This window comes from Shewanella sp. 10N.286.52.A9 (assembly GCF_041468985.1).
GTDB classification, from domain to species: domain Bacteria; phylum Pseudomonadota; class Gammaproteobacteria; order Enterobacterales; family Shewanellaceae; genus Shewanella; species Shewanella japonica.
On sequence record NZ_JBFRJQ010000005.1, the window covers coordinates 216,727 to 237,919 of the forward strand.

Annotated in this window: 15 protein-coding genes; 9 read left to right on the top strand and 6 right to left on the bottom strand. The window is 40.8% G+C overall.

The window, feature by feature from the left end:
• Positions 1-78 precede the first annotated feature (78 nt).
• From AB4128_RS05035 to AB4128_RS05065, 7 genes are all read left to right on the top strand, one after another.
• Entirely contained in the window at positions 79-1,254 is a 1,176-nt protein-coding gene (locus tag AB4128_RS05035) for a phosphoglycerate kinase (RefSeq protein WP_055025162.1), read from the top strand.
• A gap of 261 nt (positions 1,255-1,515) precedes the next feature.
• Positions 1,516-2,580, top strand: a complete 1,065-nt coding sequence (fba, locus tag AB4128_RS05040; protein WP_055025163.1) for a class II fructose-bisphosphate aldolase — start codon at positions 1,516-1,518, stop codon at positions 2,578-2,580.
• A 292-nt stretch (positions 2,581-2,872) separates the two neighbouring features.
• Entirely contained in the window at positions 2,873-4,216 is a 1,344-nt protein-coding gene (locus AB4128_RS05045; RefSeq protein ID WP_055025164.1) for an MATE family efflux transporter, read from the top strand.
• Between the two features lie 127 nt (positions 4,217-4,343).
• A complete protein-coding gene (locus AB4128_RS05050) occupies positions 4,344-5,084 on the top strand; it encodes a YdiY family protein (RefSeq protein ID WP_065109597.1) in 741 nt (246 codons plus the stop codon).
• A gap of 353 nt (positions 5,085-5,437) precedes the next feature.
• Positions 5,438-6,226, top strand: coding sequence for a hypothetical protein (locus AB4128_RS05055; RefSeq protein WP_144430194.1), 789 nt, complete (start codon positions 5,438-5,440; stop codon positions 6,224-6,226).
• Positions 6,216-6,770, top strand: coding sequence for a hypothetical protein (locus AB4128_RS05060; RefSeq protein ID WP_372037148.1), 555 nt, complete (start codon positions 6,216-6,218; stop codon positions 6,768-6,770). Before AB4128_RS05055 ends, AB4128_RS05060 begins: the two co-directional genes overlap by 11 nt.
• Positions 6,771-6,855: 85 nt before the next feature.
• Entirely contained in the window at positions 6,856-8,247 is a 1,392-nt protein-coding gene (locus AB4128_RS05065; protein ID WP_119968023.1) for a hypothetical protein, read from the top strand.
• Positions 8,248-8,319: 72 nt separating this feature from the next.
• Here the strand turns inward: AB4128_RS05065 and AB4128_RS05070 are convergent, their stop codons facing one another.
• From AB4128_RS05070 to AB4128_RS05095, 6 genes are all read right to left on the bottom strand, one after another.
• On the bottom strand, positions 8,320-10,551 hold the full coding sequence (locus AB4128_RS05070) for a PAS domain-containing protein (protein ID WP_372037150.1): 2,232 nt from the start codon (positions 10,549-10,551) through the stop codon (positions 8,320-8,322).
• 109 nt (positions 10,552-10,660) lie between these two features.
• Positions 10,661-11,305 carry a TatD family nuclease-associated radical SAM protein gene (locus tag AB4128_RS05075; RefSeq protein ID WP_282167001.1) on the bottom strand — a complete coding sequence of 215 codons (645 nt, stop codon included), beginning with the start codon at positions 11,303-11,305 and terminating at the stop codon, positions 10,661-10,663.
• Positions 11,306-11,658: 353 nt separating this feature from the next.
• Positions 11,659-14,796, bottom strand: coding sequence for an efflux RND transporter permease subunit (locus AB4128_RS05080; protein ID WP_372037151.1), 3,138 nt, complete (start codon positions 14,794-14,796; stop codon positions 11,659-11,661).
• On the bottom strand, positions 14,789-16,009 hold the full coding sequence (locus AB4128_RS05085) for an efflux RND transporter periplasmic adaptor subunit (RefSeq protein ID WP_372037152.1): 1,221 nt from the start codon (positions 16,007-16,009) through the stop codon (positions 14,789-14,791). Before AB4128_RS05085 ends, AB4128_RS05080 begins: the two co-directional genes overlap by 8 nt.
• 286 nt (positions 16,010-16,295) lie before the next feature.
• Positions 16,296-17,522, bottom strand: a complete 1,227-nt coding sequence (srmB, locus tag AB4128_RS05090; RefSeq protein ID WP_055025172.1) for an ATP-dependent RNA helicase SrmB — start codon at positions 17,520-17,522, stop codon at positions 16,296-16,298.
• A 105-nt stretch (positions 17,523-17,627) separates the two neighbouring features.
• A complete protein-coding gene (locus tag AB4128_RS05095) occupies positions 17,628-18,371 on the bottom strand; it encodes a tRNA1(Val) (adenine(37)-N6)-methyltransferase (RefSeq protein ID WP_372037154.1) in 744 nt (247 codons plus the stop codon).
• 439 nt (positions 18,372-18,810) lie between these two features.
• On the opposite strand from AB4128_RS05095, the gene brnQ reads away from it, so the two are divergent.
• Together brnQ and xerD are read left to right on the top strand one after the other, a co-directional pair.
• The gene (gene brnQ, locus AB4128_RS05100; protein ID WP_372037156.1) at positions 18,811-20,154 is read left to right on the top strand and encodes a branched-chain amino acid transport system II carrier protein; all 1,344 of its coding nucleotides are present in this window, start codon (positions 18,811-18,813) and stop codon (positions 20,152-20,154) included.
• 136 nt (positions 20,155-20,290) lie between these two features.
• Positions 20,291-21,193, top strand: coding sequence for a site-specific tyrosine recombinase XerD (xerD, locus tag AB4128_RS05105; RefSeq protein WP_372037158.1), 903 nt, complete (start codon positions 20,291-20,293; stop codon positions 21,191-21,193).

The window sequence follows — 21,193 nt, forward strand, 5'->3', positions numbered from 1 at the left end:
ATAGAGCGCTTTACCTTCATCGGGTAAAGCGCTCTATAGCAAAAGCAGTTTTGTTTTTAAATTAAAAGGAAGGTCTCAATGGCTATTATCAATATGAGTGAGTTAGATTTAACCAATAAGCGTGTGCTTATTCGTGAAGATCTAAACGTTCCCGTCAGTGACGGCGTCGTCACCAGTGATGCAAGACTGCGTGCGGCTTTACCGACAATTAAACTTGCCCTTGAAAAAGGGGCTGCAGTGATGGTGATGTCTCACCTAGGCCGCCCAACTGAAGGTGAGTTTAATGCTGAGTTTTCAATGCAGCCAGTGGTGAATTACTTAAACGATGCGCTAGATTGTCCAGTCACTTTAGCTTCTGATTACCTAGATGGTGTTAACGCTAATGTAGGCGAAGTGGTTGTATTTGAAAACGTTCGCTTTAACGTTGGCGAGAAGAAAAACGATGAAGTATTAGCTAAAAAACTGGCTGCTTTATGTGATGTATACGTGATGGATGCATTTGGTACTGCGCACCGTGCTCAAGCTTCTACACACGGTGTAGGTATGCATGCTGCAGTTGCTTGTGCTGGGCCTTTATTAGCAGGTGAATTATCTGCTCTGGGTAAAGCTTTAGATAATCCTGCTCGCCCAATGGTGGCGATTGTCGGTGGTTCAAAGGTTTCAACTAAATTAACCGTACTAGAAAGCTTATCTACTAAAGTTGACCAACTAGTTGTTGGTGGTGGTATTGCGAATACCTTTATCGCTGCAGCTGGCCATCAAGTGGGTAAATCTTTGTTTGAAGCAGATTTAGTTGATGAGGCTAAACGTTTAGTCGCTAACGCCCAAAGCCGTGGTGGAGATATCCCTGTTCCAACTGATGTTGTTGTTGCTGGGGAGTTTAGCCCAACTGCGGAAGCGACATTAAAGCCTGTTAGCGACGTTGCTGATACCGATATGATTTTTGATATTGGTCCAGACAGCGCAGAAGCATTAGCAAAAATCATTGAAGCTGCAGGGACTGTTGTTTGGAATGGTCCAGTAGGCGTATTTGAATTTGATCAATTTGGTGCTGGCACCAAACGTATCGCTCAAGCGATTGCTGATTCAAGTGCATTTTCAATCGCCGGTGGCGGAGATACATTAGCTGCTGTAGATAAATACGATATCGCAGATAACGTTTCTTATATTTCGACAGGTGGCGGTGCTTTCCTTGAGTTCCTTGAAGGAAAAGAGTTACCTGCTGTCGCGATGCTTGAAAAGCGTGGCGCATAATCGTCAAATTAACGATTAAGTTAGACCCTTTAGCGAACGTCTCACAGCTTAAAACCAAAGAGTTAACGCTGTGAAGACGCGCTGAAGTGAGTAAGAATTGCAATAAGAAAAATATAATTATTAGAAAAAAACCGCCCATGTTTATAAATTTTAGCTGAGCTACTTTGTTATCAAGGCTAAGAATTATGTGCATAGGGTATAAAAATCAATCCAAAGCGATAGCGACCTAGGTGAGAAATCACCCTATTTTTGGAGTAAAAAATGGCCTTAATATCTCTACGTCAAATGTTAGATCATGCTGCAGAACACGATTATGGTGTACCTGCATTCAACGTCAATAACCTTGAGCAAATGCGTGCAATTATGCAAGCTGCTGAAGCTACTGACAGCCCTGTAATTGTTCAGGCATCTGCGGGAGCACGTAAATATGCTCGTCCACAGTTTCTTAAGTACCTGATGGCAGCGGCACTAGAGCAGTACCCAGATATTCCAGTTTGTATTCATCAAGATCACGGTACTGACCCTGATATTTGTCAACGTTCAATTCAATTAGGTATGTCATCAGTTATGATGGACGGCTCATTAATGGCTGACGGTAAAACACCTGCGTCATACGAGTATAACGTTGATGTGACTCGTCGTACTGTTGCTTTCGCTCATGCTTGTGGTGTATCAGTTGAAGGTGAAATCGGTTGTTTAGGCAGTTTAGAAACTGGCCAAGCAGGCGAAGAAGATGGTATTGGTGCCGTAGGTACTTTAAGCATGGATCAAATGCTAACGACTCCGGAAGAAGCGGCACGTTTTGTTGCTGATACCCATGTTGATGCATTAGCAATTGCAATCGGTACCAGCCATGGTGCATACAAGTTTAGCCGCAAACCTACCGGTGACGTTTTACGTATCGATCGTATCAAAGAGATCCACGCACGTATTCCAAACACCCACTTAGTGATGCACGGTTCATCTTCTGTACCACAAGAGTGGTTAGAAGTGATTAACCAATACGGCGGCGCAATCCCTGAAACTTACGGTGTACCATTAGAAGAAATCGTTGAAGGTATTAAGCATGGTGTACGTAAAGTTAACATCGATACCGATTTACGCTTAGCGTCAACTGGTGCTGTTCGTAAGTTCCTTGCTGAAAACCCTTCAGAGTTTGACCCTCGTAAATTCTTAAAAGCGTCAATGGAAGCAATGGCTGACATTTGTACGACACGTTATGAAGCATTTGGTTGTGCTGGCATGGGTTCTAAAATTAAGCCTAAGTCACTTCAAGCTATGTATAAAGCGTACCAATCAGGTGAATTAGACCCACAAATCAACTAAAGCTTGATTTGTCCTAGGTCAATTCTATGATGATGGCCAGAAAGCTATACGTTATAGTCATCATAACTAATTGATTGTTAAAGCTTCGATAAAGCCAGCAGAATTTGCTGGCTTTTTTATTGGATTATTTTCAATAAAATGACTTGTGCATAAGCGTTTTATGCCGCATTATCCCCGCCCTTAAATTTGAGTTCAGATGAACTTGGCGGCGCTACTTGACCCATTAATGTCATTCTTGGCCGTTATGCTTGTAATGGAATATGTCACCTTTAACCATTATTGAAGTACTGCAATGCACGTAAAAAACACTGCTCCCTTATCGCTTTTCTCACTGACTTGGCCACTCTTTTTTGATTTTGCGCTGCACTTTTTAACAGCCGCATTAAATACACTAATGATTAGCCGAGTATCTTACCAGGGTGTTGCTGCACTATCGGTCGGTAACATGGTATTTGAGCTTTCAATTACGCTATTTAGTTTCGTCAGTATCGGCGCGAGTGTGGTGATAACGCAATATTTGGGCGCCAAGAATAGAGCCACTGCGAGTGACGTGGTTTACTCTTCTATTGGTTTTAACCTCATGGTTGGCGTGGCTGCGGCTTTGGGTGTGTTTTTTGGGGCAGGTTTGATTTTGCACCTAATGAATTTACCCGTAGAGCTAATTCCTGATGCAAAGCTATACCTTCAAATTGTTGGTATCTGTTTAATTCCTGAAGCAATGGCAATGTGTTTAGCTGCAGGGATGCGTGCCCATGGATTTACCCAACAAGCGATGTGGGTGACTTTACTCATGAATGTCATCACATTCGCAGGTAATTTGTTGTTACTTTATGGTTGGTTCGGAATCCCGCAAATGGGGGTGGCAGGTGTTGCCATTAGTACGGTTGTTGGGCGCTTAATCGGGATGACATTAATGGCATACTTGTTTGTTAAGTACACCCAAATCCCAATTAAGTTGTCTGAAATCATTAAACCGAAAAAGCACTTACTTGCTAAGGTTTTCCATATCGGTTTACCGGCTGCTGGCGAGAACGTTTCTTGGATGTTGCAGTTTATGGTTGTGACTGCATTCGTTGGCTTAATGGGTGATAAAGCGCTTGCTGCCCAATCCTTATATTTTCAAATCTGTATGTTCATATTATTGTTCGGTTTATCCATAGGGATTGGTAACGAAATTATGATTGGTCACATGATTGGTGCCAAACAATTTAAATCAGCAGAAACACAGATGTATCGTGCATTAAAAATTGGCTTAATTTTAACGACGATTGTAGCAGCTTTAGCGGCGATATTTGGCGAAAAGTTAGTGGCGTTTTTTACTCAAGATGAAGATATCTTATTGATGGTAGGCCAGTTATTCTTATTAACTTTACTGATGGAACCCGGTAGAACATTTAATCTTGTTGTGATTAATGCGCTACGTGCAAGTGGTGACGCTCGGTTCCCATTTTTTGCTGGCATGATTTCTATGTGGTGTATTGCTGTGCCGTTAGCTTATCTATTCGGTATTCATTGGGATATGGGGTTAGTAGGGGTTTGGTGTGCGTTAGCGATTGATGAATGGACTCGAGGTTTAACAATGTTATGGCGTTGGCGAAGTGGGCGTTGGCGGACAAAGAGTCTAATTCTTGCCTAAATATACTTTTTAGTGGGTTTAAGCTGTAAAAATGCAGTTGTTTTTTCAATTTTGCTACCAAAGTGTTAGTATGCGGTTCAATTTCTGGGGTGATTTTGATTTTATTGTAAATAAAGGATTTGATGACATGAAAAAACTGCTACTGACTGCAGCTGTTACGCTTGCCATGCCATTTGCTGCTCAAGCGGGTGCGGACTTTGTTGAAGGCGATAAGACCTTTGCTGGTGAAGCAGAATTGGGTGCAACACTGACCACAGGTAACACGGATACTTCTTCTTTTAAAGCCCGTCTAGGCCTTAAACAAGAACTAGGTAACTGGGAAAACGCATACTTACTAGAAGGCTTATACAAAGAAGATTCTGGTGAGAATACTGCAAAGCGTTACTACGCAGGTATTCAAGGTGACTACAAGTTCGACGAAAAGAACTACATGTATGTTACAGCAAACTATGAAGTCGATCCTTTTACTGGTTTTGATTATAAAGCGGTTGGTTCAGCAGGTTATGGTCATAAATTTATTGATAATGGCCGTACATTTTTAAGTGCTGAAATCGGTCCTGGTTATATTTATAAAAAATTAGATGACGAGCAGTCTTTGGCCTTAGGTTATGACACTGAGGACAGTGTTGTTGCTCACGGTGCGTTAAACTTTTCATATGAAATTACTGAAAGCTCTAAGTTCACTCAGCTGTTTGTTGCAGATTATGGTGATTCTTTAGAAGGGCGTTCAGAGTCTGCTTTGACTGCAAATATTATTGGCGCTTTAGCAATGAAGTTTGCTGTAATTGTTCGTTATAACAGCGAGCCGTTAGAAGACTTTAAGAGCACTGATACTGAAACCAACATGACACTTCTCTACGCATTTTAATTGTTAGTCAATTGGGTTTAAAGCCGAGCTATGCTCGGCTTTTTTGTGTCTAAAATAATCATTTTAAAGCATGGGTATCTCAATTTTATGACTGTTACCAATGTTACATTTTCTCATGTTAATTCAGCTTGAAAATGAACTTGTTTTTATGTCATAGGTTCGCTAGGGCGTAAATAGTGATGTTTGTTTAATCGATTATCCAAATAAAAATAAACATCTACATAACAGGTGTAACTTTTTGGGGTGTTTTATTAAGCCTAAATATTGAAATTTCGGGGTATAGCTCACGAATTTAGATGCCGAGACTTTATCAGTTATTTTGATCACAATTATACCCTTTTGCCTAGCGTATAATGATTTCCCATATTGACAGAAGAGACGAAAAAGGCATGCAAATCGGTTGTTGTTGGTTTGATGATGAGCGTAAGGTGCTTATCAACCAATCTACTGCTACTAAATGGCAACTCAACCATAGTGAGTATTGGGTGTTAAGCATTTTAGCTAAACATCGTGGCCAAGTCGTGCCTATTGAAACCTTAGCATTTCTTGAAGAAGAACAAGGATGCCATCAAAAGTTATCCGTCGATGAGATGGAGCAGTTGGTTGAAAACTTTAAAGATTATTTTGGCGATTCGCATCGAGGCTTAATTGAGCTGATTGCTGATCAAGGGGTGATTTTATACAACAGAGTCGTCGGTCATCACAGCAGTTTACTCGATACTCCCAATAAAGCGATTTCAAATGCCCATTACATACTGATTATTCTAATGACGTTGTTGGCGTGTAATTTTGTTTATTCAAATCTCAGCGCTCCTGAGTTTGTCATTCCGGATGTGAGCCGTACTTTTGAATCGCAAAGTGGTGCTAGTGTCGTTTTTAAACTCTATGGTGACGACAAAAGTGAACGTGATTTTTCTGAGGTCGCGGATACAAGTATCGCAGCGTTAAAACAGTGTGACACGATTTTGTGGGATTCAATATCTGCCACATTAGCCAAGGGTGATAATTCGGTGAGTATCTTGCTGAAAAAACAAGTCGATAAAGGTGTGCGATTCCATAACATAAAAGTGTTGCGTGATAATCCTGAACTTTTATTTGTCTCCACCGCGTGGCTTAAAAAGGTGCGAATCTGTGGTGAATAAACTCACTAAATTTTTATCGACAACATTTGGACGTATCGTTTTTTTGTTTATTTCAATGAGCATATTTTGCCTTGTTATTTTGACATTAGAACGTTTTGCCGACACCAGAGAGGTGTGGTCATTTGATTGTCAAAGTGATGTCTATCGTTTTGAAACGACAAGTGCTGAGCCAAAAGAGATTGATGAAGGCGAATTATTTTTATCACTCACAGTTGAAGATGGGCAGATCCGCTTAGATTATTACAATGCTGATAAACCGTCCGACAGAGAGTTTATTTCGTTAGCGGGCGAACTGAAAGAGTTAGAAGTGGGAAGCGTAAGTTATCAATTAGATTTAGCGGTCACTGACGTACAATTTGAAAACGATAGTTCTTATTTAAAAACGTATCTTGCAAAAGAGCTTGACGAGCTTCAGGCTAACTTGTCGATAGGTAGTCAGGTTAATGTCACTGTAAAAGTGTTAGAAATGAGTATGAATAAAAACTATATTTCTATTAAATTTACTCCAAATAGTAGTTCTTGGATCTGCCGATTACACGAATAAAGTTTGATTTGATAAGGTCGGGCTTTCGCTTTGTTATTTAAATTCGCTATAGTATGGTAATTCCCTCGTTGTTGAGTTCTCCTCAGTGGCAAAAGTCAAAGTAAAACAAGAAGAAGCATTATCAATTAAGTTCAGCCACCAAATGGAGGTTGGGCATCAACGCACGTTTGATTTATTCTTTTACCTCCCCACTGAAATGGGGGTTGGTGAAAAAACCTTAGATGAAGAAGAGTACTACCACAGTGCGATGTTAGGTAGGCGTTCCTATTACTCGAAAGGTCTACATTTACCTTTAGTTCAAAACCGCTTTGTGAGTATCAATAAGCGCACCAAAGAAGAGTTTCGTTTTTATCTTAATTTGTTCGCATATCAATTTGCAGTTGCGATTGAAACCGATGCCAAAGAAGTTCGCCAACTTACCGAAGCAGAAGAGTTTTACCCCGCTTTAACCGAACTCGGTCAGTCGGTTGCGCAGCTATTAAAAAAGTTTCGTCGTAATGAACCGAGTGAAGAAAAATGGCAATCTTACTTTGCTAATGCCGATAATTATCTTTCGTGGTTTTGCGAGCAGCAATTACTGAAAACCTTAGCTTATCGCCCAAGGAATGCGGCTTATAAAGAAGAAAAAGAGCAGATTATTGCCTTATGCCGAGCAGAGCATCATTACCGCGAAGAAGAGCGTAAATACAACTCTGCGGGAACTAAGCAAGATGCCAATCGTATCTCTAATAAAATGCTGTTACTTCGCCGCCTGATTCAGCAAGGGGTCGTCCTTAAAGAAGAGTTAAAACCTCTTGGTATAGGGCTTAAAAAGTTTGTGACAGGTTTAGCAACGACTTTGGTGATGCTTGTGGTATCGGCATTGATTATTAAGGCACAGGGGGTATTCAGTGGTTTAACCATGAGCCTTATTGTTACCTTGGCCATTATTTATGGCTTTAGGGAAATTTTTAAAGAAGATGTTCGTAATGCCCTATGGCGATTTATACAAAGAGGCCGACCTCGCTGGAGCCGAGTACTAAAAGATACCACTACACAAACGGTCATTGCTAAACAACTTGTCTGGCTAGATTTCACTCGTCCTCAAGATATTCCTAAAGCTGTGGCAGAAATAATGAAGCAACGGCATAGTCAAAATAAGGTGGATGCAGAAGTATTGCATTATCGAATTGCGACCAAGGTGACCAATAAAGAGTTCGAAGCAGGTTACTCACAAATACAAGAACAGGTTAACTTTAGCTTGGTTCCATTTGCGCGTCATTTAGAGCGCGGTAAAGCTAAAATTTATAAAGAACAAGACGGAAAGGTGAGTAATGAATCTGTAGAGCGGCGTTATCAAGTCAACCTAGTCGCTGTGCTTAAAGATGGTAAAGGCCCGCTAGAATATGCGCGTTATAAGGTGGTGATGAGCCGCTCTAATATTATTGAAATTACTCGCAGTAAATTACCCGGCGATTTACTTGAAATGGGTGATTAAGCGAAGAAAGCAGGCTTTATAAATAGTATAAAAAAGCGGGATAAATCTTGTCATTTATCCCGCTTTTTTGTTTTATGCTTTTCGAGTAAACGCTTGGCAAATGTTCTGATTACCCGTTTGCTTTGCTCTTTTTAACGCGACTTCAGCATTACTCAAGTAATGTTCAAACGACTGAGGCTCAGGGTAGCCTGCGATGCCAATGTTTATGCCTTCATTGAGCTCATTTTGCTCTAACCTGTCCATGATGCTCATTGCATATTTATGGGCTTGAACAGAATCACTGGATGTTAACAGTATGACCAACGAACCTAAACGCCAATGGGCGATTTGAAACCCTATTGGTAAATCAATCAATAATTGCATTTCAATATCTTTTTGACGCTTCTCAAGATGATCGATATCGCTAATGTGGCTGATTAACCCTTCAGGGTTGATATCCATAATCAGTAAACAGGTTTGCTCTCTATTGGGCTCTGTTAACGTACTAAAATGCACTTCGAGTTCAGATAATGGCACCACCATCGAACTTAACGGCGCTTGCTGGCTAGGAAGTTGTTGTAATGATTTTTGTAATTTGAGTATTTGCAGTGTCACCACTAAATATTCAATCTCGCCATCAAGATTATGCTCAGCTTGAATACTGGCTTTCAAACTATTGGCAAAACGAGTATCAGCATCAGCAAATATTTGCCCCTTCCATTTACCTTGTAAACTTAATCTGCTGTTGATATCGGCCCATTGCTGAGAGAACTCTTTTCCGAGTAGTTCCATCACATTGTCTTGACTGTCGGCTTCGATATCTAAAAGTTTTTTGAACTTGTGATTAAACTTGAGCAACTGACCGTTGGTATCAGTTAATGCTGTCGCGACATTACTTTCTGATAGCAGTTGATAAAAATAACCTTGCTGTTTAGCTGAGGTTAGTTCGGTAATATTTTCAAAGGTTACAACCCAGTAGCGCTCGCTTTTTAATTGGGTTTTACCTGGTTGAGCCGACACGGTAATAGTACAACTATCTTCATCTATGCTAACGATTTCTTGCCAATGCTTACCATTTCCCATGGCATCAGTGAGGGATTGATAAACATCATCTTCAAGTTGCAGTACTCGTTGCAAACGTCTTTCTAATAATGCTTCAATTTCAACAGATAGCGTTTTTGCTGCCTGACGGTTTGCTTTTAATACTCGGCCGCTACTATTAACAATTAAGCAGCTTTGCTGGTTTCTAAATAAACTACTGGCTAAATTAATGCTATTCACATTGGCATTTTTCTCTAGCTGGTATCGATGTCTTGTATATAACAGCGCAGTGGCAAGCGAGCCTATCAGGACGCCGAAAAAGATTAATATATAACGCCATTGTTCAAACCTAGCGGCAATGTCTTCGTGGCGAATATATGACATTAAATAGTATTCTCTAATCGCTGAATTATTTGCTGCTAACTCCACTTTTAAGAATACGAAAGTACCCAGTTCGTTATGATATTGGCCAAAATTGGTATTGGCCATTTGTTGCCACAGTTCTGGGTAGGTTTGTTGTATGCTACTGCCTAAGGTTGTGGGAATTTTTTTGAGGGGCTGCTCTTGTGATGCGCCCGCATATAACATGCCTTGTGAGCCAAATAATAACAACGGTGAATGATGATTAAAAAAGGCTGGTTTAATTGTCTGTAATACTTCAGAGATGGAGTTATAAGTGACCAAATACCCTCGAATACTTTGGTCTGGGTTTTCAATCCAAGCGAGTTGGTAAACGTAGGGAATTAGCTTGCCATTGATTGACACAAATTGAATTTGTGACGAATAAATGTCGTTGCCGCCCATGGTTTTATCATGGCTAACCACCACTGTAGGTAAGGCAACATTATCAAAAGCATTAGTGGTTTTAAGTCTTGGATTGCCTTGTGGATCAAATAAGCTTAACCCCAATAATTCTGGAATATGGGTCAATAAGCCATCCCAGTTTTTAAGTAACTTTTCTTTTTGTAACTCAGAAGGGTTACTCAAATACTGATTCATCAATTCAGCTTTAGAAAATGCTTGGGTGCGAAACTGCAGGAAGTTAACTTTATCAGAGGCGAGTGTTCCAACGGTTTGCAGTTCGCTGTAGCGCTTAGCTGCCCAATCTTCTTGTAGTCTGCGTTCACCTAAACTTAATAACAGGGTGGTAAAAATGACAATACTAATGAGCATCACAGAAACTTGGCTTAATAATGCCAGTACTTGTTGACGACTCCATTGAATATCTTGCGCAGAAATGAGCAGAAATTTTGAGACATTTTTGTTGGTTTGTCTTTTAAACATTCGCTTACTTAGGTTCACAATCTTGATAAGGTGATGTTATCACGAAAGCGTGAATAGGTTGACCTCAGTAAAGCTTTTTTAACTAATTTATTAATAACATAAATCAGCACTAACCGACGACATCTAACTCACGTTGTTTGAACTCACAACCTCGTTGTTCAACAAGCTGCCTGCATTGCTCAATATCGACATTTTCAAGCCCATTAATTGCAGATACTTGCACTTGTCCAATGTAATCTGGCGCTAGGCTAATAAATTCCAGTAACGCTTCATAAGCCCCTTTAAGTTTAGGCTTACAGTGTTGAATATACAGGGCTTCAGTGTTGGCATTCAGCGAGATGGATAAACTATCAACACAGTGAGCAAGCTCAGGCAAAATATTTCTGCGATGAAATAAGTTACCTAATCCATCGGTGTTCACTCTTACGTTACCGCCTGCGGCTTTGATATGGGTTGCGACAACAATTAAGGTGTGCAAATTAAGGGTGGGTTCACCGTAGCCACAAAACACATACTCATCAAAGGACGTTACATTACCAAGCAAAGGGATGATGTCTTCTGGCTTCACTTGTGCACTAAGCGACAACTCATACTGATGAACTTGCTTTGAACCATTATGCTTAGGGCAAAATTGACATCGTAATGTACAGCGACCAGTGATATTGAGGTAGCGGCTATCGCGGATGTCATAAACCAATGTGGCTATTGGGTGAGTGTCTTCAGTGGTGATATGAGGTTCAGCTTCAACAGTCATCGATTTTGCTCGGTACAGAAGTAAGTGATTTATTGTAATGGAATCACTAAGGGATAACTGTTTCACAGCTCGCAAATCATCAAGATACTGGCTATGGCTATGATGCTGAAGAGGCTTGATGGTTGACTAGTTTTATCCCAATCATCTCGCAAAAAAATTGACAATAAAAAAGGAGCCTAGGCTCCTTTTTGTTGTTAACAGTTGAATTGCTAAATTATTTTCGTTCAGAGGCTATCTATTACGAGACTATCTATTAAGAAACTATCCATTAAGAGATTATCCATTAAGAGATTATCCATTAAGAGATTATCTATGAAACGAGTCTCATTAAAGGGGCCCTAATAGATAGTCAGTTAACGATAAACCTCATCATCGTTTTTAGGTTGCCACCACCAATTGAAAATGCGTCTAACTAAACATTTCGCATCATCAAGAATAATGTAAAGCACGGGTACTAAAATTAGCGTGACCACGGTCGAGAATAAAATCCCGAATGCTAGTGATGCGGCCATTGGGATAACAATTTGTGCCTGTAAGCTTCGTTCAAGCAAAATAGGCACTAAGCCGACAAAGGTCGTCATAGAGGTTAAAATGATGGCCCTAAATCGATAGCACCCTGAGTTTATTGCTGATTCAAGTAATGAATAGCCTTCTTTACGAGAGCGGTTAACAAAGTCGACTAAAATCAATGAGTCATTGACCACAACCCCCGCCAGTGCCACGATACCGCACAGACTCAATACACTCATTGAGATGCCTAAAATGAAATGCCCGAATAAGGCGCCAATCATACCAAAGGGGATCACTGACATAATGATCATGGGTTGGGTGTATGATTTAAGCGGAATTGCCATTAGTGCATAAATGGTAAACATCGCAAAAAAGAAGCCTTGTACTAGACCTAACATAGCATCTTGCTCATCCTGGCTTCCGCCATCGAGTGATGCATTCACATCTCGATATTTCTCGGTTAACTCAGGTAAAAACTCCCCTTGGATCTCGCCCACCACTTTTGATGGCTCGACAGTGTTTTTATTCACATTAGCACTGATGGTGATGGCTCGTTTTCCATCAACACGGGTAATAGAAGCAAAAGATTGCCCTAATTCAATATCTGCAACAGTAGAGAAGGGTACAGCGACACCTTGAGGGGTACGAATCAGCATGTTTTCAAGATGGCCAATGGTGCGACGTTGCTCTAATGGATAGCGCACCATCACTTTAACTTCTTCTTTATTTCGCAAGATACGTTGGGCTTCATAGCCATAAAATCCATAACGAACTTGGCGAGCTAAATCAGAAAGCGTCAGTCCTTGAGCTTCTGCTTCAGGGCGAATATTCAAGCGTATTTCTTGGCTACCAGATGAGAAATTGTCTGAAATATCATAGACACCTTCATATGTTGCGAGCTCTTGCTTGAGCTCTTTCGAGGCTTCAGAGAGCTGAGCTAAGTCATTTGAGGTTAATCTAAATGAAATGTCACCACCTGACTCGTTCGTGCTCGCAGCAATATTGAGTTTTTTGACAGACAATAGCTCTGGCAGCTGTTTGCGCCACTCTTCAGCAATGGTAACGCCATCGATTTCTCGGTCTTCCCCTTTAGATAACTCAGCAAAGATAAAAGCTGAGCTTCGAGAACTCATATTGATAAAACTGTGTTTAACCACATCTTCACCCGTTTCTCGGGCATATTTATCATTCATGGCGTACAAGGCTTCTTCCACTTTTTGCACGACATCAAGGGTATTGAGTTCAGAGCTGCCTTCTTCCATTTCAAGCTGTACTTGAATGAAATCTGACGGTAAATCGGGGAAGAAAACCCAACGTACTTTACCACTAGCAAGCAAAGCTAAGGACAGAATAAGTACCCCAATAAATACCGCTACCACGTTATAACGCTGCTCAATACAGCGGCCTAAAAAGTGACGGTATTTATGTTGAATAAAGTACTGCAGCTTTTCGTTAAGGCTGACTTTAAATTTAGACAGGAAATTGGTGGGAGGGCGCTTCTTTTTCACTTTCATGTGAGCCAAATGCGCAGGCAAAATTAATTTAGATTCCACTAAAGAAAAAGCCAAAGCCAAAATAACCACCATGCCAATGGACTTCCATATCACTCCCATTGGACCCGACACCATAATCATAGGAATAAATGCCGCAATGGTGGTTAAAACGCCAAAGGTTGCTGGCATTGCTACGCGCTGCACGCCAGTAATGACATTATCAAGTGACTGACCATGCTTTTCGATTTCAGTATAGGCACTTTCGCCGATGACAATGGCATCATCAACCACAATGCCCAGCACCAAAATAAAGGCAAATAAGGTGAGCATGTTAACCGACATATTAAACGGCTCAATTGGCATGAGCAGTATCGTACCTAAGAAACAAACGGGTAAACCGAGCATGACCCAAAACGCCAGTTTAAGATCTAGAAATAACGCTAAAATGAGAAATACTAATAAGGCACCATAAAACATGTTTGATAGCATCATGTTTAAGCGGCCTTCAAGGTAATGGGTTAAATCTCCCCATGTATCTAATTTGATGTTAGCGGGTAAGGTTTCTTTACGCTCGGCAATATAGGCTTTGACTTGCTCAGAAATAGCCAAAGCATTTTGATCGTCAATACTGGTAATTTCAATAATGGCTGCGGGCTTACCATTAAAGCGGGTGTATTCTAATCGCTCTTCAAAATCATCTTTAATCGTAGCAACCTCTGGAAGCATAATTCTGCTGCCGTCAGGTCGTGTGGTCACTACAATCTGAGAAAAGTCTTCGCCAGTATAAGCTTGGCCTTTAGTTCGCAACAGGATGTCACCATCTTGTGCTCGTATTGAGCCCCCAGGCAAATCAATCGATGAGTTTTGAACCGCCTGCGCAACTTGAGAGAAAGTTAAACCATATTCTCGTAATTTGTTTTCTGACAGTTCAATGCCAATTTCGTAATCACGAACCCCTGTCACTTGGGCACGTGTTACAGCAGGTAAGCCTGTGATGTCATCTCGAATAACTTTAGCCATTTCCTTCATTTCATGAAGACTGATATCACCATAAACTGACACCCATATGACGTTGTTTTCAGGCTTTATTTGATAAATGTTAGGTTTTTCAATGTTATCTGGAAATGTAGCAATTGCATCAAGACGCAACTTAGCTTCATCAAGTACTTGCTGCACTTCGTAGCCATCATCGACTTCAATGGTTACTGTTCCAACGCTATCGCTGGCAACTGAAGTGACTTTTTTGATACCACTAATATCTTGAATGGCTTCTTCAATCTTGATGTTAATCCCTTCTTCAATTTCTTGAGGAGCTGCGCCAGGGTAGGCTACAGAGATATTGAGAAGATTAAGCTCAAAACTAGGGAAGACCTCTTTGTTGATCAAAAAAGAGCTGAATAAACCGCCAATAAGTAAGGCAAACATCAATAGGTTGGCGGCAACACTGTTGCGGGCAAACCAAGAAATAATTCCTTTTTTATTATCCATTTTGCTCACCTGCTAATGATATTTCATCAATATTGTCAGGTGCATCTTGTGGCGCAAGGTCATCATTATCTGAGTTTTCACCAAGTAGTTTTACTTTTTGGCCAGACACTAGGTTACTAATGTCAGTAATCGAAACACGCTCACCAGTTGCAAGACTATCTTTAATAAACACATTTTCGATATCAGTTCGTACAATGTTTACTTTTCTAATCTCAATGGTGTTGTCCGATTTGACAATGGCAACTTGATCTTGGCGAACCACATAACGCGGCAGTTTAACAATGCCGTCTACTGTTCTGCCTTTGATAATTGCGGTGACGAAACTGCCGTATTTGAGTGGGAGTTCATCGGAAGATTGGTTATTTCGCAGGTATGGATCTTTCACTTCTGCGACGAGATAAACCATTCGATTTTGCTCGTCAATCACGTTTTCGCTTCTGACAATATTACCTTGCCATTCAAAAGATTTACCCGCAAGTGACGCGCTTAACGTCACTAACGTGTCAGGGTTATCAACCGACTCTAAGTAAGCTAAATCATTATTGGTTAGCGGCAAACGCACTTCTGCGATACTGATATCGTAGAGCTCGCCTAAATTAGTACCTAGAGAAACATATTGGCCTAAATCAACGTTACGCGCTTTGATAATGCCATCAAATGGTGCGCGAATAACGGTTCTTTCTAAATTGCGCTGAGCTCGAGCTAATGCGGCTTTAGCATATTTGACATTTGCTTGTTCTTTTTTCAATTGCGGGATACGCAAACCTAACTCAGGCGGTAAACCGTTATCAAAATCTTTAAATTCAATTTTTGCTACTTCACCACGAGCGATTTCTTCATTTAGCGCAGCGTTAGCTTGTGCCAATGTGGCTTCAGCTTGAATAAAGTCTGCTTGATAATCTGAAGGTTCTATTTGTGCTAAAGCTTGACCTTGTCTAACAATGCCGCCAGCAACAAAACTGGGATCAAGGCTGATTAATCGACCTTGTACTTCAGTGACGAGTTGGGTTTTATATTTGGGGCTAACAACACCATAGGAAGGCAAGTTGAGAGACACGGTCTTTTGTTCAACAGTGAGCACATCGACTACAGGGATTTTTTGTTGATCTTCTTTTTGCTCAGGAGCCTGACGAGTACTGAATAAAACAACGGCGAGGCCAATAAAAACAAATAAAATGATGAATGGAGAAAGAATTCTTAACAGTCTTTTCATTGATGGGCGTATCCATACTTATCTATCGAAAATGGTGACTTTATATAACTCAATCTCGAACAGTCATTTTAAAAAGAGATTTTTGTGAGTTATTAGAGTGCTATAGGCTCTAAATTAACAGAGTTACCAGTAGAGAAAAAGTGTTAGATGTAAATTAAATGTTTCATAAAGTTTATTTCACTTTGAGGCTAGTTTAATGCGCTATCAAATGGATTTTTTGCCATAAAAAAGCCCTGAATATAGAAAATATTCAGGGCTTTAGCATTAAGGCTTCGTTAATTAAAATTTATTTTTTCTTCTTTTTAGGCTTTTTAGATTTCTTCGCTGCAGACTTATTTTTGTCTTTTTTCTTGCCTGGTACTTTGGCCTCTTTATGGGTAGGTCTTAAGCCATCAATAAAGCGACGTTTTAACGGTTGTTCGATATAACGTTCAATTTTACTCACAATACGCATGTCGTGGGCTTCAACTAACGAAATAGCTGTACCTTTTGCGCCTGCACGTGCTGTACGACCAATTCGGTGTACGTAAGCATCAGCAGAGCGAGGCATATCGAAGTTAATTACATGAGTGATACCGTCAATATCGATTCCCCGTGCTGCAACGTCAGTCGCAAGAAGAATATTCACGTCACCTTTACTGAACTTACTTAACGCTTGGAAACGTTTCTTTTGTTCCATATCACCACGTAAGAAAGCGCAAGGGATACCTGCTTTTAATAGCAAGCCTTCTAAGCTAGCAACAACTTCACGGGTTTTAACAAATACGATGGTGCGCTTAACAGACTCTTGTTGGAGCAAATTACACAACAAGGCAAACTTGTGGGCGTTGTTATCCGCTAAATGTATCCATTGATGAATTTTCGCTTTTTCACTGCGAGGTGAATCAACATCAATGGTTACAGGATCTTCAAGTAAAACATGTGCAAAACGAGCAACACCACTGCCTTCAAGCGTGGCGGAGAACAGCATGTTTTGCTTGCGGCCCTGCGCTTCAATAGCAATGGTTTCAACCACTGAAGAAAAGCCCATATCAAGCATACGGTCTGCTTCATCAATGATGAGCATTTCAACTTCTGTCGCTTCGAATTGACCTTTATCTAAATATTCCATCAAGCGACCAGGCGTCGCAATTAATAGATCGATATTCTCTTCAAGTTGCTCTTCTTGAGGACCGTAAGGTACGCCGCCGGTAATAATACCGATATCTAAATCAAGATCGGTCGCTAAATGAGACGCATAACGATGAATTTGGCTAGCCAGCTCACGAGTAGGCGTCAGAATTAAAATTCTAGCTTGACCGTTAAAGCGGCGAGGGAAGTCAATCAAGTGTTGTAATGCCGGCAATAAAAAGCTTGCCGTTTTACCTGTACCTGTAGGCGCTTTAGCTAAAATATCCCGTTGTTCCATCGCCATTGGCAATGTTTGTTGTTGAACGGTAGTAGGGCTTAAATGTCCCATAGCCTTTAGAGAGTCTAATAGGCGTGGGTCTAGATCAAAATCTTCAAATAGCATGCGCTTTGGGTCTCACTGATTGATAGCCGAACATTATAACCTAAGTTCTGGATCTCAGCGAGCAAGGAATCGGTTTTAAATGACTTTTATATGATGAAACTCTCGTTAAAGTTTTAGATAAAAGTCGCGACACAACTGGCTCATCTCTGGAGTGTATTGACCTTGTTTATCCGCAATTATCAAATCAGAGTGAAATAAGCGATGGGAACTAGCTTGGTGGCTAAGTTGCAATAAAATCCGGCTAGGACTTTTGTTTTCAACGGTGCGAATACTCGTTCGCTTTGACAGCGACAGTTGCGTGCCATCTAACGCTTGCATAAAACCAGCCTCGCTTTGCTGAGGAATAATCAAGCTCGCTTGTCCAGATGGTGTCATTAATTGTTGAATATGGTTGAGCAAGGTTTTAAAACTGAGCTGGTTTGTGTGCCTTGCTGTAGCACGCTGACTTGAGTCTGATTGAGGTCCATGTTCAAAGTAAGGCGGGTTACAAATAATTGTATCGAACAGAGCGCAGCGCTTTTGCTGATGTTCAAGCAAAAATTGCTGGATACTCATGTGATGTAACGAAAGCTGCTCTGACCAAGGGCTTTGACTAAAGTTTTGCTGGCAATCAACAGCAGCGCCATCTTCTAACTCTACCGCGCTGATTTTACAATCTTGGTTATTCATACGCTGAGCGAGCATTAAGCTGAGCAAGCCACTCCCTGCACCAATATCTAATAGTTGTGCTGCAGGTATTTTTTGCGTATCAGGCAATGCAGCCCAAGCACCTAATATGACCCCATCTGTGCTAACGGGCATACCACAATGACTATCATCAATATGAAACTGTTTAAATGTAAAAGGCATGAATACTTCGCTTATATGGCTGACGGCTTATGGTAACGGTTTTACGGTTTTTTCCCAATTTTATTGGTGTTGCTTTTTTGTTGTGCTTTTAGCTTGATGTGGTTGCTCTGTAGCGGGAATGTTTTGTGGGCTTTACGCTTCGTTTCTGATAACAGCTAATTTGCTATTCTGCTGGGTTTGCGCTTGTTTATCGATAGATGTTTTGCTATTAGTTCCTACCCGTTTAGTCGTGTTTAACGCGTTTAAATGGCAAAAAATGAAATACGACTCACAAATGGGTATTCGAAAAATTGAAAAATGGCTTTTTTATAACCATTTGTGAGTAGTTTTTAATGAGATAAAGTGTATTTATAAGTTTACATTCTTACAGGTCGTTTTTGATTAGCAGTAGCTAATTAGCAGTGAATCACTTAAGTTTGTTAAAAAACAAAACAACAAGATGGGGCGTTTAGTGCAAAACAATAATATGAGTATTGGCGATACATTAGGCTTAGGCTTTATGACATTCGCATTTTTCTTAGGTGCAGGTAACTTAATTTTTCCACCTTTTGCAGGCATGTTAGCTGGCGAGAATATGACGCTAGCGATGATTGGGTTTCTGGTCACTGCTGTAGGTTTACCTCTAGCAGGTCTTATCGCTGTCGCTAAAGCGAATGGTAAAGTCATGGCGATGCTACCTGCTTTTGCTGCTACAGCACTTGCTGTCTCAATTTACATTATCATCGGCCCTGCGTTTGCCGCTCCTCGCACAGGTTTAGTTGCATTTGAAATTGGTGCTCGCCCATTTTTAGATAATGCTGATGCGATGATCCAGCTAGGTGCATTGACACTGAACAAAGCACAGTTGCTTTATACAGTAGCCTTTTTTGTCATCGCAATGGTGCTATCACTTTACCCTGGTAAATTACTCGATAGTGTCGGTAAAGTGTTAACCCCAATCTTAATCTTTTTACTTGTTGGTTTAGCCGTTTCAGTGATTGCTACGCCAAGCGCTGCGATCGGTGCGGCTACTGGTGACTATATTGACAGCCCACTTTCTAAAGGCATTTTAGAAGGTTACAACACCATGGATACACTTGCCTCAGTGATCTTTGGTATGTTGATTATTGATATTTTACGTAAGAAAGGTGTCACAGAATCTAAAGCCCAGACTCGCTATCTTGTGCGTGCTGCTATCATTGCAGCATCAGGGTTAGCGTTTGTGTATATTTCACTATTTTATTTAGGTGCTACAGCGGGTGATATTGCTAAAGGTGCTGAAAACGGTGGCCAAATTCTGACAAATTATGTGACCCATGAGTTTGGCACTATGGGTACAGTATTATTAGCAGCGGTAGTCAGTATCGCTTGTTTAACCACTGCAGTTGGCCTAATTACAGCGTGTTCTGAATACTTTAACGAACTCATGCCTAAAGTGTCTTACAAATCTTTCGTTATCTTTTTCAGTGTTGTATGTGCAACCGTTGCGAACGTGGGACTCACTCAGCTAATTAACATCAGTATTCCTGTGTTGATGACCATCTACCCTGTGGCAATTGCATTAGTGGCAATCACCTTTTTAACTGAACGTTTTGCTCGCCCAGAATTTTCGCATCGTCTTGTGTTATCCGTTGCACTATTCTTTGGTATTTTCGACGGTTTAAAAGCGGCAGGAATGAACACTGACTTTTTAAGCTTTATGCCACTGCATAGCGAAGGTATGGCTTGGTTGCTGCCAGTTGGTATTGCCATGGTTGCATGTTTATTTGTCCCAGCGAAAAACGCAACGGCAGCTACAAGCTAATAAAGATGACAGACAAATCTTTATGGTGATGATTAGATTATCCCTATGAGCTTAGTTTTGTCTTTGTAAACTAAATTTAGTTACACTAGAGCGGCGTTACTTCAGGTGAAGTGGCGCCGTTTTTTTAGGAATTTTTGTGACTGATAATTACCAAGCAGATCCCCTTATTGATGCATTTTTAGATGACCTTTGGTCGGCTAAAGGGTTAAGTGATAACACGTTAGGCTCTTATCGAACTGACTTACGTCATTTTGAGCGATATGTGTTAAGTCAGCAACATCAACTCATTAATGTTGATCAGTTAGTGATTCGAGATTATTTAGCTTATCGAGTGGCAGAAAATTTTGCTAAAACCTCAACGGCAAGATTGCTGAGCAGTTTACGGCGATTTTATGGTTATTTGATAGTAAAACAACTGATTGATATCGACCCAACTAGCTTAATTGAGTCACCTAAGTTAGCGCGTAAACTACCTAATGCATTAAGCGAAACCCAAATAGATGCTTTACTCGCAGAGCCCGATATTGACGACCCAATAGAGTGCCGTGATAAAGCCATGCTGGAGTTATTGTATGCCACAGGCCTTCGGGTTACTGAACTGGTCAGCTTAACCTTAGAGCAAATTAGCCTTAGACAAGGTTTAGTGCGCATTGTCGGTAAGGGCGGCAAAGAACGTTTAGTGCCGCTTGGTGAATTAGCCATTTCCGAAATAGAGCAGTATTTGTTAGCTGCACGCCCTACATTACTGAACAATAAACAAAGCGATGTTTTATTTCCTTCCAAACGTGGACAAATGATGACAAGACAGACTTTTTGGCATCGTATTAAACATTATGCAGTGCGAGCTGGCATTAATAGTCATTTATCTCCGCATACCCTAAGGCATGCATTTGCTACCCATTTACTCAATCATGGCGCTGACTTACGGGTAGTTCAGCTGTTATTAGGACACAGCGACTTATCTACCACGCAAATATACACCCACGTTGCCAAGGCTCGACTACAGCAGTTACATAGTGAGCATCATCCAAGGGGCTAA

Excerpts from the sequence above, each read along its gene's own strand:
- AB4128_RS05035 (WP_055025162.1), top strand. The coding sequence starts at position 79 with ATGGCTATTATCAATATGAGTGAGTTAGATTTAACCAATAAGCGTGTG.
- fba (WP_055025163.1), top strand. The coding sequence starts at position 1,516 with ATGGCCTTAATATCTCTACGTCAAATGTTAGATCATGCTGCAGAACAC.
- AB4128_RS05045 (WP_055025164.1), top strand. The coding sequence starts at position 2,873 with ATGCACGTAAAAAACACTGCTCCCTTATCGCTTTTCTCACTGACTTGG.
- AB4128_RS05050 (WP_065109597.1), top strand. The coding sequence starts at position 4,344 with ATGAAAAAACTGCTACTGACTGCAGCTGTTACGCTTGCCATGCCATTT.
- AB4128_RS05055 (WP_144430194.1), top strand. The coding sequence starts at position 5,438 with ATGATTTCCCATATTGACAGAAGAGACGAAAAAGGCATGCAAATCGGT.
- AB4128_RS05070 (WP_372037150.1), bottom strand. The coding sequence starts at position 10,551 with ATGTTTAAAAGACAAACCAACAAAAATGTCTCAAAATTTCTGCTCATT.
- AB4128_RS05075 (WP_282167001.1), bottom strand. The coding sequence starts at position 11,305 with ATGACTGTTGAAGCTGAACCTCATATCACCACTGAAGACACTCACCCA.
- AB4128_RS05080 (WP_372037151.1), bottom strand. The coding sequence starts at position 14,796 with ATGGATAATAAAAAAGGAATTATTTCTTGGTTTGCCCGCAACAGTGTT.
- AB4128_RS05085 (WP_372037152.1), bottom strand. The coding sequence starts at position 16,009 with ATGAAAAGACTGTTAAGAATTCTTTCTCCATTCATCATTTTATTTGTT.
- srmB (WP_055025172.1), bottom strand. The coding sequence starts at position 17,522 with ATGCTATTTGAAGATTTTGATCTAGACCCACGCCTATTAGACTCTCTA.
- AB4128_RS05095 (WP_372037154.1), bottom strand. The coding sequence starts at position 18,371 with ATGCCTTTTACATTTAAACAGTTTCATATTGATGATAGTCATTGTGGT.
- brnQ (WP_372037156.1), top strand. The coding sequence starts at position 18,811 with ATGGGGCGTTTAGTGCAAAACAATAATATGAGTATTGGCGATACATTA.